The 16,391-nt window shown below is 71.7% G+C and carries 14 protein-coding genes; 7 read left to right on the forward strand and 7 right to left on the reverse strand.

Annotation, left to right across the window (positions count from 1 at the left end; translation table 11 throughout):
• Window positions 1-1,095, reverse strand: a complete 1,095-nt coding sequence (locus ACIQOU_RS27930; protein ID WP_401540468.1) for a mechanosensitive ion channel family protein — start codon at window positions 1,093-1,095, stop codon at window positions 1-3.
• A gap of 265 nt (window positions 1,096-1,360) precedes the next feature.
• Window positions 1,361-2,356, reverse strand: a complete 996-nt coding sequence (locus ACIQOU_RS27935) for a YbhN family protein (protein WP_401540471.1) — start codon at window positions 2,354-2,356, stop codon at window positions 1,361-1,363.
• Between the two features lie 249 nt (window positions 2,357-2,605).
• Between ACIQOU_RS27935 and ACIQOU_RS27940 the strand changes: the two genes are divergently transcribed.
• Both ACIQOU_RS27940 and ACIQOU_RS27945 read left to right on the forward strand, forming a co-directional pair.
• On the forward strand, window positions 2,606-4,480 hold the full coding sequence (locus ACIQOU_RS27940; protein ID WP_401540562.1) for an ABC transporter ATP-binding protein: 1,875 nt from the start codon (window positions 2,606-2,608) through the stop codon (window positions 4,478-4,480).
• Window positions 4,481-4,654: 174 nt separating this feature from the next.
• Window positions 4,655-5,251, forward strand: coding sequence for a hypothetical protein (locus tag ACIQOU_RS27945; protein WP_401540474.1), 597 nt, complete (start codon window positions 4,655-4,657; stop codon window positions 5,249-5,251).
• Between the two features lie 395 nt (window positions 5,252-5,646).
• Here ACIQOU_RS27945 and ACIQOU_RS27950 read toward each other — a convergent pair whose 3' ends face one another.
• The 3 genes from ACIQOU_RS27950 to ACIQOU_RS27960 form a co-directional block, all read right to left on the reverse strand.
• Window positions 5,647-6,174 (reverse strand): RICIN domain-containing protein, encoded by a 528-nt coding sequence (locus tag ACIQOU_RS27950; RefSeq protein ID WP_401540477.1) that lies wholly within the window; start codon window positions 6,172-6,174, stop codon window positions 5,647-5,649.
• Between the two features lie 49 nt (window positions 6,175-6,223).
• Entirely contained in the window at window positions 6,224-6,637 is a 414-nt protein-coding gene (locus ACIQOU_RS27955) for a hypothetical protein (RefSeq protein ID WP_401540480.1), read from the reverse strand.
• 179 nt (window positions 6,638-6,816) lie between these two features.
• Window positions 6,817-7,218: a hypothetical protein gene (locus tag ACIQOU_RS27960; RefSeq protein WP_401540483.1), complete on the reverse strand. Its 402-nt coding sequence runs from the start codon at window positions 7,216-7,218 to the stop codon at window positions 6,817-6,819.
• A gap of 853 nt (window positions 7,219-8,071) precedes the next feature.
• Between ACIQOU_RS27960 and ACIQOU_RS27965 the strand changes: the two genes are divergently transcribed.
• The 3 genes from ACIQOU_RS27965 to ACIQOU_RS27975 all read left to right on the forward strand — a co-directional run bounded on the left by ACIQOU_RS27965 (window position 8,072) and on the right by ACIQOU_RS27975 (window position 12,843).
• The gene (locus ACIQOU_RS27965; protein WP_401540486.1) at window positions 8,072-11,278 is read left to right on the forward strand and encodes an AfsR/SARP family transcriptional regulator; all 3,207 of its coding nucleotides are present in this window, start codon (window positions 8,072-8,074) and stop codon (window positions 11,276-11,278) included.
• A gap of 105 nt (window positions 11,279-11,383) precedes the next feature.
• Window positions 11,384-12,079, forward strand: a complete 696-nt coding sequence (locus ACIQOU_RS27970; RefSeq protein ID WP_401540489.1) for a M15 family metallopeptidase — start codon at window positions 11,384-11,386, stop codon at window positions 12,077-12,079.
• A gap of 218 nt (window positions 12,080-12,297) precedes the next feature.
• Window positions 12,298-12,843, forward strand: a complete 546-nt coding sequence (locus ACIQOU_RS27975; RefSeq protein ID WP_401540491.1) for an RNA polymerase sigma factor — start codon at window positions 12,298-12,300, stop codon at window positions 12,841-12,843.
• A gap of 56 nt (window positions 12,844-12,899) precedes the next feature.
• Here ACIQOU_RS27975 and ACIQOU_RS27980 read toward each other — a convergent pair whose 3' ends face one another.
• Together ACIQOU_RS27980 and ACIQOU_RS27985 are read right to left on the reverse strand one after the other, a co-directional pair.
• Window positions 12,900-13,724, reverse strand: coding sequence for a hypothetical protein (locus ACIQOU_RS27980; RefSeq protein ID WP_401540494.1), 825 nt, complete (start codon window positions 13,722-13,724; stop codon window positions 12,900-12,902).
• 40 nt (window positions 13,725-13,764) lie between these two features.
• Window positions 13,765-14,202, reverse strand: coding sequence for a hypothetical protein (locus ACIQOU_RS27985; RefSeq protein ID WP_401540497.1), 438 nt, complete (start codon window positions 14,200-14,202; stop codon window positions 13,765-13,767).
• 223 nt (window positions 14,203-14,425) lie between these two features.
• Here ACIQOU_RS27985 and ACIQOU_RS27990 point away from each other — a divergent pair, with 223 nt between their 5' ends.
• Both ACIQOU_RS27990 and ACIQOU_RS27995 read left to right on the forward strand, forming a co-directional pair.
• On the forward strand, window positions 14,426-15,583 hold the full coding sequence (locus tag ACIQOU_RS27990; protein ID WP_401540500.1) for a C40 family peptidase: 1,158 nt from the start codon (window positions 14,426-14,428) through the stop codon (window positions 15,581-15,583).
• An 81-nt stretch (window positions 15,584-15,664) separates the two neighbouring features.
• Entirely contained in the window at window positions 15,665-16,009 is a 345-nt protein-coding gene (locus tag ACIQOU_RS27995) for a GNAT family N-acetyltransferase (RefSeq protein WP_401540503.1), read from the forward strand.
• Window positions 16,010-16,391: the final 382 nt, after the last annotated feature.

Below are 16,391 nucleotides of genomic sequence, written 5' to 3' on the forward strand. Positions count from 1 at the left end.
TCAGTCGAGGCGGGCGGCGTGCGCGTCGCCCGCCTCCTGCGGGGTGCGCTGCTGCGGGATGACCACCGAGCCCTGCTGCAACGCCACCGTCCGGGCCGGTGCCGGGATGCGGATGCCCTCGCGCTGGTAGCGCCGGTGCAGGCGCTTGATGAACTCGTGCTTGATCCGGTACTGGTCGCTGAACTCGCCGACGCCGAGGATGACCGTGAAACCGATCCGCGAGTCCCCGAACGTGTGGAAACGCACGGCCGGTTCGTGTTCCGGTATCGCTCCGGTGATCTCCGTCATCACCTCGGCGACGACCTCCATGGTGACCCGCTCGACCTGCTCCAGGTCGCTGTCGTAGGCCACGCCCGCCTGCACCAGGATCGTCAACTGCTGCTCGGGGCGCATGTAGTTGGTCATGTTGGCCTTGGCGAGCTGCCCGTTGGGGATCACCACCAGGTTGTTGGAGAGGGCCCGCACGGTGGTCTGACGCCAGTTGATGTCCTCGACATAGCCCTCCTCGCCGCTGCTGAGGCGGATGTAGTCGCCGGGCTGCACGGTCTTCGAGGCCAGGATGTGGATGCCGGCGAAGAGGTTGGCCAGGGTGTCCTGGAGGGCGAGCGCGACGGCCAGACCGCCGACGCCGAGGGCGGTGAGCATGGGCGCGATGGAGATGCCCAGCGTCTGGAGCACCACCAGGAACCCGATGGCCAGCACCAGGACCCGGGTGATGTTCACGAAGATCGTGGCCGACCCGGCGACCCCGGAGCGGGACTGGGTGACCGCGCGCACCAGACCGGCGATCACCCGGGCCGCCACCAGCGTGCACACGAAGATGAGCACCACGGTCAGCGTCTGATTGGTGTGCGTGTGGACCGTCCTGGTCAACGGCAGGGTCGCCGCCGCCGACGCGAGCCCGGCCACCACGGCCGCCCACGGCACCACCGTCCGCAGCGCGCCGACGATGACGTCGTCGCCGCTCCAGCGGGTCCGGTCGGCGTGCTTCGCGAGCCAGCGCAGCACGATACGCGCCAGGAAGGCCGCCAACAGCCCGGCGGCCACGGCGATTCCGGCGAGGACGAGGTCGTCCACGGTCAGCGCCCGGGTCACCGGACGGCTCCGGGGCACACCGTCGAACGCCGGATACGAAGAGTCGTCACATTGCCACCTGTCGGATTCGGGGAGTGCGACCGTTCATCCTGCCGCATCCGTACGGGAGTTCGTACTGAACGATCCGTCGATACGCCGCCGCCCGGCCACCCGCCGGACCTCGACTCCATTCCGTCGCCAACGCCCGTTGCCCGCAACCGAGTTCACCCTGCGGGGCGGGCCCGCGGGTGAGGTCCCGTCGGATGACCTTCGGCTCAGACTCGGCTCAGATGACCTTCAGCCGGACCAGCGCGCCCAGCGTCAACGCGCCCGGCAGCAGCGGCAACCACACCGTGATGATCCGGAAGGCGAGCACCACCGCCGTCGCCACCGCCGCCGGACCACCCGCCGCGACCAGGGCCACCACCAACGCCGCCTCGACGGAACCGAGCCCACCCGGCGTCGGCACCAACGCCACCGCGACCGTCGCCGCCAGATACGCCACCGCCAGATGCGCGGGCGGCACCGACAGGCCCAACGCCTGCCCCACCAGCACCAGTACCGTCGCCTGCAACGCGGGGAACGCGAACGCCCCGCCCCACAGCGCGAGCGCCCGGGCCGGCCGGGTGTGCACCGCACGCGCCTCGCCCAGCGCGGTCCGCAGGAAGGACAGAGCTGCCGTCCGCAGCCGCCGCACCCTCAGCAGCACCACCGCCGCCACGACCACGCCCCCGGCGACCGCCAGCAGCAACGGCCCCGTCGCGCCGTCCGGCAGCAGCGCCCCGAACCGCAGCGCGCCCGGGAACGCGAGCAGCAGCCCTACCAGCAGCCCGACCCGGGCGACGGACTCGGCCAGCAGATACAGGGCGAGCGCCGCAGAGGAACGGGCCAGCGGCACCCCGCACACCGTCATGAACCGCAGATTGACCGCGCTCGCGCCGAGGCCGGTCGGCAGCAGATGGTTGGCCGCGCCCGCCGCGAACTGCGTGGCCAACAGCCGACGCCCGGGCAACCGTTCGACCACCGCGCCCTGCCGGGTGACGGCGGCGGCGACCCAGGTCAGACAGGTGGCGCCGACCGCCGCGAGCAGCCACGGCCACTCGGCCCGCCGCAGCTGCCCGAACCCCTCGGCGAGCACCGCCCGGTGCTGCACCGCGACCGCGGTGACCAGCACCAACGGCACCAGACACAGGATCTTGCGCACCGGGACGCGGCGCGGCAGCCGCCCTCGGGGGGAGCGCGGCGGGCGCGTGCTGACGTCGGGGAGATGTACGGCAGTCATGTCCGGACAGGTTCTCCGCGTCATGCCAACTCCGGGTTTCACCCGCGTCGACAGAGCCTTACGTGCGGTCATCGGGTCCTTCACGAAGCGGGTGAGGGGTCGGTGGACGGGAGAAGCGTCGGGACGGGCGGGGGAGCGGACGGCGTGGGCGGTGGCGGGGGCCGCCGGCGGGGGTCGGTGGCTGGTGGCCGGTGGTCGCCGGGGGTTGACCTCAAGGTTGCTTGAGGTCATAGGTTCGCCGCCATGAGCATGGAGAGCACGGCGTGGACACAGTTGCAGAGTGTCATGAACGCCCATCAGGAAACCCGCCCCCTCGCCCGCGCCACCCTGCGCCGCATCGCCGCGTTCGCCCGCCCACACCGGGCACGGATCATCCGTTTCGTGCTGCTCGGGGTGGTGACGGCACTGCTCGCCGTCGCCACCCCCGTGCTGGCCGGACGGGTCGTTGACGCCATCGTGACGCGCGGCGACGAGACCACCGTCGTCCACCTCGCCCTGCTCATCGCGCTCATCGCCGTCGCGGAGGCCGCGCTCGGGCTGCTGGGCCGCAGGCTCTCGGCCGCGCTCGGCGAAGGACTCATCCTCGATCTGCGCACGGCTGTGTTCGATCATGTGCAGCGCCTACCGGTCGCGTTCTTCACACGCACTCGTACGGGGGCGCTGGTCAGCCGACTCAACAACGACGTCATCGGCGCCCAACGCGCCTTCAGCAACACACTGTCCGGAGTCGTCAGCAACCTCGTCACCCTCGTCCTCACCCTCGCCGTGATGCTCACCCTGTCCTGGCAGATCACCCTGCTCGCCCTCGCGCTGCTGCCGGTCTTCGTGGTCCCCGCCCGGCGGATGGGCGGCCGGATGGCCCGGATGCAGCGCGAGGCGGCGGCCCTCAACGCCGCCATGGGCACCCGTATGACCGAACGCTTCTCGGCGCCGGGCGCCACCCTCATCAAACTCTTCGGGCGCCCGGACCAGGAGTCCGAGGAGTTCGCCGCCCGCGCCCGCCGGGTGCGGGACATAGGCGTGCGCACCGCGACCGCCCAGACCACCTTCCTCACCGCCCTGACCCTGGTGTCGTCCCTCGCGCTGGCCCTGGTCTACGGACTCGGCGGCTGGTTCGCGCTGCGCGGCACCCTGGAACCCGGCGCCGTCGTCTCCCTCGCCCTGCTGCTGACCCGCCTGTACGCGCCCCTCACCGCGCTGGCGGGTGCCCGCGTCGAGGTCATGAGCGCCCTGGTCAGCTTCGAACGGGTCTTCGAAGTCCTCGACCTGGAGCCCCTCATCACGGAGAAACCCGACGCCCGCGAGGTCCCCGAGGGCCCGGTCGCCGTCGAGTTCGACGCCGTCCGCTTCGGCTACCCGGCCGCCGACCAGGTCTCCCTCGCCTCCCTGGAGGAGGTCGCCACCCTCGACACCCGGGGCGGCGCCGAGGTCCTGCGCGGCATCTCCTTCCGCGCCGAACCCGGCTCCACCATCGCCCTCGTCGGCTCCTCCGGCGCCGGAAAGTCCACCATCGCCCAACTCCTGCCCCGCCTCTACGACGTCGACGAGGGCACCGTCCGCGTCGGCGGCACCGACGTCCGTGACCTCACCGCCGACTCGCTGCGCGCCACCGTCGGCATGGTCACCCAGGACGGCCACCTCTTCCACGACACCGTCCGCGCCAACCTCCTGCTCTCCCGGCCGGCCGCGACCGAGCCCGAGGTGTGGGACGCGCTGCGCCGGGCCCGCCTCGACGACCTCGTACGGTCCCTGCCCGACGGCCTGGACACGGTCGTCGGCGAACGCGGCTACCGCCTCTCCGGCGGCGAGCGGCAACGGCTCACCATCGCCCGGCTGCTGCTGGCCAGGCAACGGGTCGTCATCCTCGACGAGGCCACCGCCCACCTCGACAACACCTCGGAGGCGGCCGTCCAGGAGGCCCTGACGGAGGCGCTCCAGGACCGCACCGCCGTGGTCATCGCCCACCGCCTTTCCACGATCCGAACGGCCGATCAGATCCTTGTCGTCGAGTCGGGCCGGATCGTGGAGCGCGGCCGGCACGAGGAACTTCTCGCGGCCGGCGGACGCTACGCCGAACTGCACCGGACGCGGTTCGATTCCCGCGAGGACGAGGTCGCCGTCTGACCCTGACGGACGAACGCCACCGAAGGCCGGGCCGACGGCCCAACGCGCAGGTAGGTGAAGGGGGTTGGGGGGCGCCGGGCCGGGAACCGGGCGCCGGGGCGGTTGCGCGGCGGTCCTGGGGTTCCCACGGTGAGTTCCGGAAGGCCGCACCCGGTGGCCCCGAAAGGAATCTGCATGTTCTTCCTCGGAACCCGTGGTCTGCTCGTCCCGTCCGCCCTCTGCGCGGCCCTGGTGCTCGGACCGGTCGGCACCGCGGCCGCCACGGAGGGGAGTCCCCGAGGGGCCTCGGACACCGTCGCCGCGCAGCCGACCGCCTTCGACCTCGAAGCGGCCACGACAGCGTGGACGCGTGACCTGGACCGACGGCTCGTCGCCCTGGAACACACCGCCGACACGACAGCCGCCGACTCACTCCTCGACGTCATGACCGACCTCAGAGAACGCGGCGACGCCCCCCTCAGCAAGGCCGAGGCCGCCGAGTACACCGACCGCGTCGAAACGGCGTACGGCCAACTCCGCGACCGACCCACCTCGTCGAACAAGCGAGAAGGCGACGAGGAGGAGTCGGGCGAGGACCGGGCCGCCGACCCGACCAGTGACGCCACCGCCCAGCTCCAGAAGTCGGTCACGGATCTGCTCGCCGGACTGACCTCCCTCGACCTGGGCAAGACGCTGGGCGCGGTGACGTCGGCCGTGCCGGCGGTGCTGTCCCTGCTGACGGGCGTCCTGGGCAGCGCCACCTCAGCAGTCCCGGCAGCCCCCGCGGCCTAGGGCGCGTTGCGAAAGTCCCGCCTGGCCCACGACGCCTGGCACGCACGCTCGCCGCGTTGTCGGGATCACCCCGGTACGTCCAGTACAGGGGCGACCCTCCGCCTTGCGATCGCACGCACCAGACGCCGTGGGCCCCGCCCTGACGGCGGACGGCGCTCCTTTCGCAACCCGCCCTAGCCCCTGCCGGCGCTGGGCACCTACCGCCGCGGAGTCCCTGTCGGCGCCGGGCAGCCTGGCGCCGACAGGGCGGGTCGAGGGGCGTCACGCTTGGGGCGGGTCGCCTCCCGAGCGCCGGAGCAAGGCGTGAGAACCGGAGGCCCGGCGGTAGAAGACGGGGCCGGGCTACCCGGGCCGTGGCTGCCGCGACCCAGGCAGAACCATGTCGTCCGCTCCGGTCAGCGCCAGGTCTGGTTGCGGTTGTAGGTACATGCCAGCATCCGCAGGCCGTACTGGCTGTCGTCCAGGCACAGGCCGGTGGCCTGGTTCTCGAAGCTCACCCGGTCACCCCGGGCGTGAATCCACCAGCTCTGCGCCTTGGACGAGTTGCAGGCCCGGGCTTCGGGGTGCGCGCCGTTGGCCACCTCCCCGAACATGCACCGGTTGGTGGCGATGTTCCGGAACTGGCGCGTGCCGTCCTCCAGCCAGACGCGCACACTCCAGTTCTGGAAGTTGCTGTTGTTGCAGTCGAAGCCGCGGAAGCCGGCGCCGATGCTGTCGTCGAGACAGCCGCCGGTCGCCATGTTGCCGTAGTGCTCGATCGCGTCGGCCGCGCGCACGGACACCGAGGTGACATGTGTCCCCTGGGGCGAGGAGTCCTCAGCGCCGGCGACGCCGACCAGGGCGCTGCTCAGACAGGCGGCCGAGGCGAGGACGACGGCCGCCCTGCGCCGCAGATGTGGCCCGGACGGGAGGTGCTTGGGCATGAACTTCCCTTTCATGGTGTGCCGTTGGTGATCAGCGGGTGCGTCGGGCTTACGGGTATTCGCAGTAGACGGGGCCGCTGTTGGTCTCCACCGGGACATTGGGGATCGGGCCGTCGTTGGAGCCGCCGCTGACGTACACGGCGCTCACCCAGCCGAGCCAGCCGCCGGGCGTGATGATCTCGACCCAGTAGTGGTTGTAGTAGGAGCCGTCGGTCACCTTCTCCTCCCACCGCTGGCAGAACGCCTGCACGGTGACGTTGGTCAGCCGCTCGCTGGTGGCCAGACCGCACGTGGTGCTCGCACACTCGCGGACCCGCACCTGACTGGCCCAGATGTGGACCGGTCGGACCGACGGATCGGCCTGGGCGGGAACGGCCATGAGACCGAGCAGAGCGGTGAGACCGAGCAGGGCGGCGAGCAGGGTCCGTGGGGAGAACAGTCGAGTCGTGATCTTCGAGGACACAGGTGATGCCCCTCTCGTGGTCGACATTCAGGAGGGCGTTCCGAGTGCGCACGGTGCGGTGCGGGACGCCGTGTTCGAGGTGTGGATGCCGCGTTCGCGGTGTGGATGGGGACGGTGTCGTCTGGGAGACGGGCGGCGCGGGCCCCGCGTATGAGTGCCCGCGCTCCCGTCCTGCCCGGTCACTGGCAGATGCCCTCCGTGGACACCCCGGGGATCGGCTGGTCGTTGCTGCCGCTGCGGATGTACACCGCGTTGATCCAGCCGATGGGGCCACCCGCGTTGACCTGGACCCACCAGTTGTTGCGGTAGGGACCGTCCACCACCTGAGTACCGGTCCGCTGGCAGAACGCCGTGACCCACCGCTTCCCGATCTGCGAGTGCGCGTACGGCGGGCAGTCGGCGGAAATCTCCGGGCAGGGCCGGACGTTCACCCCGGTCGCCCACACGTAGACCTGGGTGTCGGCGGTGGTCGCCTGGGCCGGCGTCGGTATCAGCAGGGGCAACGCCGCGGCGGTCGCGACGGCACCGGCAGGCACCGCCCGCCGCAGAGCACGCATGGTCTTGCGAAGGCCGTTCGTCATCGGTGTCTCCTCGATCGGGGAGGCGGGGGAACCGCCGAACCGCTCCACCCCGGGTGGTCGGTGGGACCGCCGGGCGGTGCGTGCGTTCCTGGTCATTGGGGGGACCGGACTGGCGCCTCTCGCGTATGAGTCGACTGTGAGAAACCTGTCTGTCGAGGGGTGGTGAGCCTCGGCCACCCGTGCCGCGCCTCGGGCCGGCGCGGTGGGGCCCGGCCTCGTCGGGCGCGCCTCGGCCCCACGTGACGGGGCCCTGGCCCATGTGACGCTGCCCGGCCTAACGCGACGGGGCCCGGTCGGGGGTGGTGCATCTCGGGCTGGCGCGACGGGGCTCGGCCCCACGTGGTGCGCCTCGGCCCAACGTGGCGGGGCCCGGTCATGGGTGGTGCGCCTCGGGCCGGCACCACGGGCCCTGTCATCCGTGGTGTGCCCCAGCTATACGTGGGCGGACCGGCGTGCTGACGGACCGGCGTGCTGACGGACCGGTGGGCCGGGGGACCGGCGTGCTGATGGACCGGCAGATCGGCGTGCCGAGTGAGTTGGTGTGCTGGGCGGGCTGGCGTGTCGAGTGAGTTGGTGTGCCGAGGGGCCGATGTCACGGTCATACGAGGTACGCCCCCGTCCCGTCTGACAGATGACCCGCGCCCGCGCCCACGGCCCTGGGCAGAGCCGGAATCGGCCAATACTCGGCCACGTCAGAAGGAAGGTGATACCGCTCCGCACTCGCCCATCGGCCGTTTCCCGCGTCACCGGACCGCTCGAAACCGGACAGCGGTCCGGCAATCCGTCACGCCCGCATGCGGCCGGCGGATATCGTTTCCAGGCCTGACACGACGATCGAGGCTTTCGGGGAACGATGATCGAAGTGCGCCTGCTGGGGCCGGTCGAGGTGTGGGACGACGGCACCCGATGTCTTCGGCTGGGCGGCTCCAGACCTGTGGCCCTGCTGGCGGCGCTCGCCGTCCACCTCGGCGAAGTACTGTCCACCGCACGGCTGGTGGACCTCGTGTGGGAGGAACACGCGCCCGCCACCGCCGGTGCGCTGGTCGCCACGCACGTGGCCGCGGTGCGCCGCGCCCTGGCCCCTGCTGACGCGGCCTCGGCGATCCGTACCCGGGCCCCCGGCTACGTGGCCGACTTCGCCCCCGACCAGATCGACGCCCGCCGGTTCGAGCAACTGCTGTCCGCCGGACGGAACGCCGCTGCCGATGGGCGCGACACCGAGGCGCTCGACCTGCTCACCACCTCCCTGGACCTCTGGCGTGGGCAGGACGCCCTCGAAGGCGTCGAGCAGTCCTTCGCCCGCATCGAGGCCGCCCGCCTGAAGGAACTGCGACTCGTCGCGCAGGAACACCTCTATGAACTGCGGCTGCGGCTGGGCCACGACAGCGAGGTCGTCGCCCCGCTCCTCTCCCACGTCGCCGCCCACCCACTGCGCGAGCGCCCGCGTGCCCAGCTGATGACCGCCCTCTTCCGGATCGGCCGGGCCCCCGACGCCCTGCGCGTCTTCCAGGAAGGACGCGACATCCTCCGCGCCGACCTGGGCCTCGACCCCGGACCCGAACTGAACGCGTTACACCTGGCGGTCCTGCGCAACGACCCCGCACTCGTCGGCCCCCGACGCCCCGAGCCGGTCAACTCCCCGCCCCAGAAAGCCGTTCCGCCGAGCCCCACCGAACCCGACAGCCCCGTAAGCGCACTCCTGCCCCACCCCACCGTCTCCGAGGAGACCGACCCCGAGCCCACCGCGCAGCCGGCCCGTCCGCCCTCCCATCTGCCGCCGGACGTCGCGGACTTCGTGGGCCGCGCCCCCCAGGTCGCCTGGGCCACCGCACTGCTCGACCAGGCAGGCGAGCCCACCAGGACCGCACCGCCGATCGGCGTGATCTCCGGTCGCCCCGGCATGGGCAAAACGGCGCTCGCCGTCCACGCCGCCCACCGCGCCGCGCACCTCTTCCCGGACGGCAGCCTCTTCCTCGACCTGCGCGCCTCGGACACCGCCCCGCTGACGATCGCCGACGCCCTCACCCGGTTGCTGCGGGCGCTGGGCGTCGACCCCGAAGGCGCCACCGGGACCGACGACCTGATCGGCCTCTACCGCACCCAACTCGCGGGCCGGCGCATCCTGCTGATCCTGGACAACGCCCCGAGCGAGGCCCACCTGCGCCCGCTGCTGCCACCCGGGCCCGCCTCGGCCGTGCTGATCACCAGCCGCCGACGCCTGACGGCACTGGAGGGCGCGGTCCGCCTCGACCTGTCGGTGCCCGGCCCGGACGAGGCACTGGAGCTGCTGACCACGGTGGCGGGACGGACCGGCGCGGAACCCACGCCGGGGGAACTCGCCGAGATCGTCACCCTGTGCGGCCAACTCCCGCTCGCCCTGCGCATCGCGGGCGCCCGACTCGCCGCCCGCCCCCACTGGGGCCCCGGCCAACTCGCCGGACGGCTCCGCGACGAACGCCGACGCCTCAACGAACTCCGGGTCGGCGACCTGGAGGTACGCGCCAGCCTCGAACTGGGCTACGCGGAACTCGACCCGCCCGAACGCCGGGCGCTGCGCCGTCTCGCGCTGATGGATCTGCCCGACTTCGCCGCCTGGATCGCCGCGCCTCTTCTCGACATCGGTACAGAGGACGCCGAGGAAGCCGTCGAACGACTCGTCGACTGCCATCTCATCGAGGTGCTCGCCGCCGACGAGACCGGCGAGAACCGCTACCGCATCCACGACCTCGTCAGGGAACACGCGCGTGAACGCTGCCTGAGTGAGGAGAGCCCCGAGCAACGCGCGGCGGCCGTGCGGCGCCTCGTCGCCTGCTGGCTCGCGCTCTCCGACCGCGCCGCCGTCCAGGGCCCCGGCGGAGTCTCCTGGCTGCTGCCGCCGCCCCGGGTGAAGTACCCCCTCGACCCCGCCGTACAGGACCGGTTGCTGTCCCGGCCGGCCGCCTGGTTCGCCGCCGAACAGAACTGCCTGGTCGCCGCCGTCCATTACTGCGCGGCCCAGGGCATGAGCCGCGCGGCACGCGAACTGGCGGGCGCCTTGATAGCGAGTTCGGCCGCCCTCTACAACCAGTTCGATGTATGGGCGCAGACCCACACCGTCGCCCTCGACGCGGTGCGCCGCGAGGGGGACGGCGAGGGTGAGGCCTGGCTGCTCGTCGGCCTCGGTCAACTCCGCTACGAACAGGACAGGTTCGAGGACGCGTACGCCTGCCTGGTGCGCGCCCGGCGGCTGTTCGACGAGCGGTCCGCGACCGCCGACGACCCCGGCGCGGACCCGAGCCGCCCGGTCGAGGGCGACGACGATCTGCGCGATGCCCTGCGGGGAAGCGCGACGGCCCTGGCAGGCATGGGCACCATCCGCCGGGAGCAGGCCCGTTTCGCCGAGGCGTCCGACGCGCTCACGTCCGCCCTGGATCTGTACGAAGCCCTGGACGACGACGCCGGACGGGCCCGCACCCTGTACGGGCTCGGCTACGTCCACCGGGACCAGGGCCGCGACGCCGAGGCCGGTCAGGCGCTGGCCCTGTCGCTGGAACTGTTCCGGCGGGTCGGGGACCGTCAGGGCGAGGCCCTCACCCTGCGCTCGCTCGCCCTGTGCCAACGGGCACGCGGCGCGCTGACCGACGCCACGGACCTGCTGAATGCGGCCCTGCGCATCTTCACCTGCCTCGGGGACACCTTCGGCCTCATGTACACCGAACAGTCGCTGGCCAAGGTGGAGTTGAGACAGGGGCACCTGGAGCAGGCGAGCAGCCGCCTCGGCCGCTGTCTTGAGGTGGCCACGGAACGGCAGGACGACTTCGGCGAGGCCCTGGTCCTGCGCACCTGGGGCGAGTGGCACCTCGCGGCGGGCGACGCGCTCGGGGCGGAGGGCCCCTTGCGGAGCGCGCTCGATCTCTGGGAGGGCCTCGGCCTGCCGCTGTGGAGCGCCCGCACCCTGCGCGACCTGGCGGAGGTGCATGCCGCACGGGGCGATCACGAGGCCGCCGAGGCGGCCCGCAGGCAGGCGGACGCGGACTTCCGCGCACTGGACAGCCGGGAGGCATGGGAGGACCGCCCCTGAGCCTGCGGGCCCGCGAGGCCTCATGCGCCGGGGTCTGCAAGCCCCGTGCGCCGGCTTGCATCACATCTACAGAGGTTTTGCAGAGGTGTCCGGGACGCTCGAAGTGTGACCGACATCATCACTCTCTCCGATCCCCGCGTCGCCGCCGTCATCGTCGACGACTGCCACGAACCCCTGGTCGACGTCCGTGACATACCGGAACTACGGCTCGACGACCGGCAGGCCGACGGCGACGGCGCCTACGCCCGGCTCAGGTCCGGCGTGCTGGGCCGACTCCTCCAGGCGCAGCGGGCGCTCCCCGACGGGCTGCGCTTCCTGCTCGTGGAGGGATACCGGCCCCCGGGACTTCAGCGCCGCTATTACGAGGAGTACGCGGCGACGATGCGCGCCGCGCACCCCGACGCGACCCCGGCCCGCATCAGGGAGCTGGCGAGCGCCTACATCTCGCCGCCCGAGGTCGCCCCGCACGCCGGCGGAGGCGCACTCGACCTGACCCTGTGCACCGAGGACGGCACCGAACTGCCCCTCGGTACCGAGGTCAACGCCACACCCGAGGAGAGCGACGGCGCCTGCCGCACGGACGCGCCGAACATCGACGCGCAGGCCCGTGCCCACCGCACGGTGATGCGAGAGGCACTGACGTCCGCCGGATTCGTCAACTACCCCACGGAGTGGTGGCACTGGTCCTACGGGGACCGCTACTGGGCCCTCATGTCCCAGGCACCGGCCGCCCGTTACGGCCCCGTCGACCTGCCCCACGACGACGGCGAACAGTCCGAGGGTTCCGCGATACCGGCCTGAGCCGGACGTCTGAACCGGACGCCGGACGCAGAACGCCGGTGGTGAGCGGCGAGCGGCGAACACCCACGCCGAACGGCGGCCCCGCGCACCCTCGCCCACCGCGCTCTCCGCACCTGGCTCCGCTCACACGACCGGCCGTACCTCGGACACCGGCCGGAATCAGCACACACCTGGCGCCGCCCGACCAGCGGCACATCAGGCACACGGGGGATACGCAGATGAAAAGCAACGAGACCCGCCACACCATCATCGACCGTCCGCTCGACCGCATGAACGCCGACGAGTTCGACGCGGTCTTCACCGAAGTCATGCCCCGGCTGCGCCGCCGGCTGCTCGCCCTGACCGGCAATCCGCACGACGCGGACGACCTGCTCCAGGACACCTATATGCGGCTCGCCCGGCGAGCCCGGGGGCGCACGCTGGCCCCGCAGCAGCATCCCTACGCCTACGCCTCAGCGACCGCGCTCAACCTGCTGCGTGACTCATGGCTGCGGCCGTCCCGGCGTGAGACATGCACCGACCGGCTGCCCGAACTCGGCTGGGACGGCGGGGTCGAACGCAGCGAGGCCCGGTGCGCGGCGCTCGCGCTGCTCTCCCTGCTGTCACCGAAGGAGGCCGCGGCGGTCATCCTCGTCGACCTGGAGGGGCTCAGCCACGACGCGGCCGCGGAACGGCTCGGCGCCCACCGGGGAACCGTGCAGCGCAACCGGATGCGAGGCCTGGCCAAGATGCGGGCCGCGCTGGTCGACGGCAAGGGCTGTTGACGCGTCGCCGCCAGGAGGGTGGGCGGGGCACCGGCCCCGCTCACCCGGTCACGTCGTCAGCACTGGGCGCTGGCCGGCAGACCCGCGTACGCGTCTCCCTTCAGGTACACGGCGCTGGCCCACCCCTCGGTGAAGCCGATCCATATGTCGTTGGTGTAACCGTGGTCCCGGACCGTCTCGCCGTGCGTCCAGCACAGGGCGTCGTTGCGGGTCTGCCCGGCGAGGATCTTGTCGAAGGCCCGGGACGAAGTGTTCGGCTTGCTGCGGATGTTGACGGTCTCGTAGGCAGTGACGCTGTAACCGCCCTCGGCCGCAGTCCCCTTGGCCGTCGCTCGCTCAGCACTCGTACGCTCGGTGGCCTTCGCGGCCGTCGCGGTTTTCGTGCCGGTCGTGGCCTTCGCGGCCGTCGGCGCGGTGGTCCGGGCGGAGACGCCCTGGCCGGGGCAGTCGGGGACGTCGGGCAGGCGGTTGTTCGGATAGTCGACGTAGTAACTGGCCATCCAGCCGGTCAAGCGGTCGGTGCCGATCATCAGCCAGTACGGGTTCCCGCCCACGGTCTGCCCTCCCGGGCCCTGGCAGTAGACGTAGAACTGAGTGCCGGGCTGCACGCGCCCGCGTACGTCGGGGCAGTTCGCGACGGAGGGACGACGCCCGCAGCCCTCGGGGTCGGCGTTGCTGACCCGGACGTTCACATCGGTGGCCCAGGTCTGGTAGTAGCGGTCCGACGCCGGGGCGGCACCGGCCGGTTGGGCGGCGGCCACGAGGGTGCCCGCCGTGGCCAGCAGGGTGGCGGACAGCGCGGTGACGGCTCGTCGGGACAGCGGAGACAGAGGCGAGAGGGGAGGCAGCGAGGACAGCTCAGACAGAGAGGACAGGTTCATGGGATCTCCTGGGAGTCGGAAGCGGTCGGTCGGAGGGTGGTCACACGCAGCTGTCGGGTCCTGGAATCCCCGGAATCGGCTGGTTGTTGTCGCCGCCGCGCACATACACAGCACTGATCCAGCCCACTTGGCCGTTCACGGCGACCTCCACCCAGTACGCGTTCTCGTAGGGCCCGTCGACCACCCGGCCGCCGAGGGCCTGGCAGTAGGCGACGACGTACTGACGTCCCAGCCGCGCGCCGCCGTTGGGAGCGCAGGCGCTGCTCACCTGCGGACACGGGCGCAGATTCACATCGGTCGCCCAGACGTACACCTGGTACGACGAGGGCGTGGCAGGCGCTGCGGTCGCGGCGGTTGCCGTGAGCAGCGTGCCGGCCAGGGCCACGGCGGGCGCGGCGGCGACGAACCGGCGACGCAGGACGGAACGGAGTCGGGTCAGGCCAGTCGTCGACAGTGTCGGCAGCCGGGAAGAAGCCATGTCGTGTCCCTCGGTCGGCGGGGATGGAGCCTCCCGCCGGGCCGGCACGAACGGACGGCACCGCGCACAGCAGGGGCATCCGGGGGACGGCACGGAACGTCCATGTGTATGAGCTGCCCAGGACATCTGTCATGTGTGACATGCATCACAAAGAGGGAGGCATATCTCCGGGGCTCCGATCCGGTCTCCCAGATGACACACAGTCAATTGAGGAGATGCGCCCTTGAACACCACCATCAGGACGCGCCGGGTCGTCGGCCGCTCGTTGGCGACCGTCGCGGTCATCGCCTTCTCCGCCGCCCTGCCCGCCACGGCACACGCCGCATCCGCTGCTCCCGCGGCCGAGCAGGCCAGTTGCGGTGTCCTCGCCTCGGGCGCGTCGGCGACCGCCGAAGCCGCCGTCCGGGCCGCGTGCAGCCAGATCGGCGTCTGGTACAGCTGGGGCGGCGGACACGGCGCCACCCCGGGCGCGACCTACGGGTACTACGACGGCTCCGACCCCGACAGCGCGAACGACAACGAACGCAAGGGCTTCGACTGTTCGGGCCTGACCCGGTACGCCTACGCCCAGGCGACCGGCCGGGACCTGCTCAACGGCACGGCGGACGACCAGTTCCACACCTCGCACGCGGCGGCCAGATTCACGGCGGCACAGGGTTCGGCACCACTGCTCCCCGGCGACCTGATGTTCTGGGGCAGCGGCCACATCCACCACGTCGCGATCTACATCGGCGCCGGACAGATGGTGGAGGCGTACGAGTCGGGCACCCATATCCGCGTGGCGCCGGTACGCACCGGCGGCGACTACGCGGGCGCCGTCCGGATCGACGGCTCCGGCACCGTGCCGCCCCCGCCGGCGAACGGCGGCACCACGTTCGAGACGTGGGGCACGCGGGTGCGCACCCACTCCTCGCCGAGCGTGAACGCGTCCACCGTCGACACCTTCCCCGGCCCCACGCAGGTCTCGGTGATGTGCCAGAAGCACGCCGAGAAGGTCACCGCCGAGGGCTACACCAACGACATCTGGTCCCAGCTCTCCAACGGCTCCTGGCTGACGAACATCTACATCAAGGGCCCGGCCTCACTCCCCGGCGTACCCGACTGCGGCGGCACCTCCACCCCGCCACCGGGCAGCGGCAGCAAGGCCTTCCAGACCTGGGGCACGGGCGTGCGCACCCACTCCGAGGCCAACGTCGGCGCCGCAGTCGTCGACTACTTCCCGCAACCGACCACCGTCAACGTCGTCTGCCAGGCCCACGCCCAGACGGTGACAGCCGAGGGCTACACCAACGACGCCTGGTCCCGCCTCACCGACGGCTCATGGATGACCAACATCTACATCAAGGGCCCGGAGTGGCTGCCCGGAGTCGCCACCTGCTGATCCAAGACGCTCCGGAGGTGCGGTGATCATCGCCGGTTAGGCTCGGGCGACCGGCGTGATCCCCGCACCAGGAGGGTTCCCATGAGCGACATCGAGATCCGCGACGACCGGACAGTGGGCCGGCTGGAGGCCGTCGCCGACGGCGAAGTGGTCGGCCGCGTCGAGTACTTCGTGCTCGAAGCCCCGGCCCGCGCCCTCGTCCCGGTCCACACCATCGTCGAACCGGCGCACGAGGGCAAGGGCATCGCCGGTTCGCTGGCCCGCGAGCTGTACGCGATCGCCGCACGCGAGGGCGTGTCCGTCGCACCGCTGTGCCCGTACGTCACCGGCTGGATCGCCCGCCACCCCGAGGTGGCCCCACCCGCCGACCACGAACTGATCGACGCGGCGAAGGCTTGGCTGAAGGAACACCCGGGACGATTCTGAGGGGGCAGCGAGGATACGCCGGTCTGAGCGAGAGGCACGGAATGCCTGCCGGAGGGTCGAGAGATGTCCCTCCGAACAGGACACACGGGCCGCCCGCCTGACCGGGAGGTGCGGGGCGTCCGTCTGAACGGAGGGGGTCAGACGGACGCCTAGGGGGAGAGGGAGGGATGGGGGAGGGGAGGGGGAAAGAGCGGGGCGAGGAGCCAGGTCGGACGTCGGGTCCGGGCGAGCCGGATGCTCAACCTGAGTGAGCCGGGTCGAGCGGGGTGGGCTGAGTGGGCCGAATCGGGGGGGTGCCTCTATGTCCTTGGTCAAGCTTGAGCTGGTCATGTGATGGCTGTTTCGGGGGTGCGGGGTTCGTAGAAGGTGCCGTCGCGGAGCA

The sequence above is a fragment of the Streptomyces sp. NPDC091279 genome, assembly GCF_044757465.1.
In the GTDB taxonomy this organism is placed as follows: domain Bacteria; phylum Actinomycetota; class Actinomycetes; order Streptomycetales; family Streptomycetaceae; genus Streptomyces.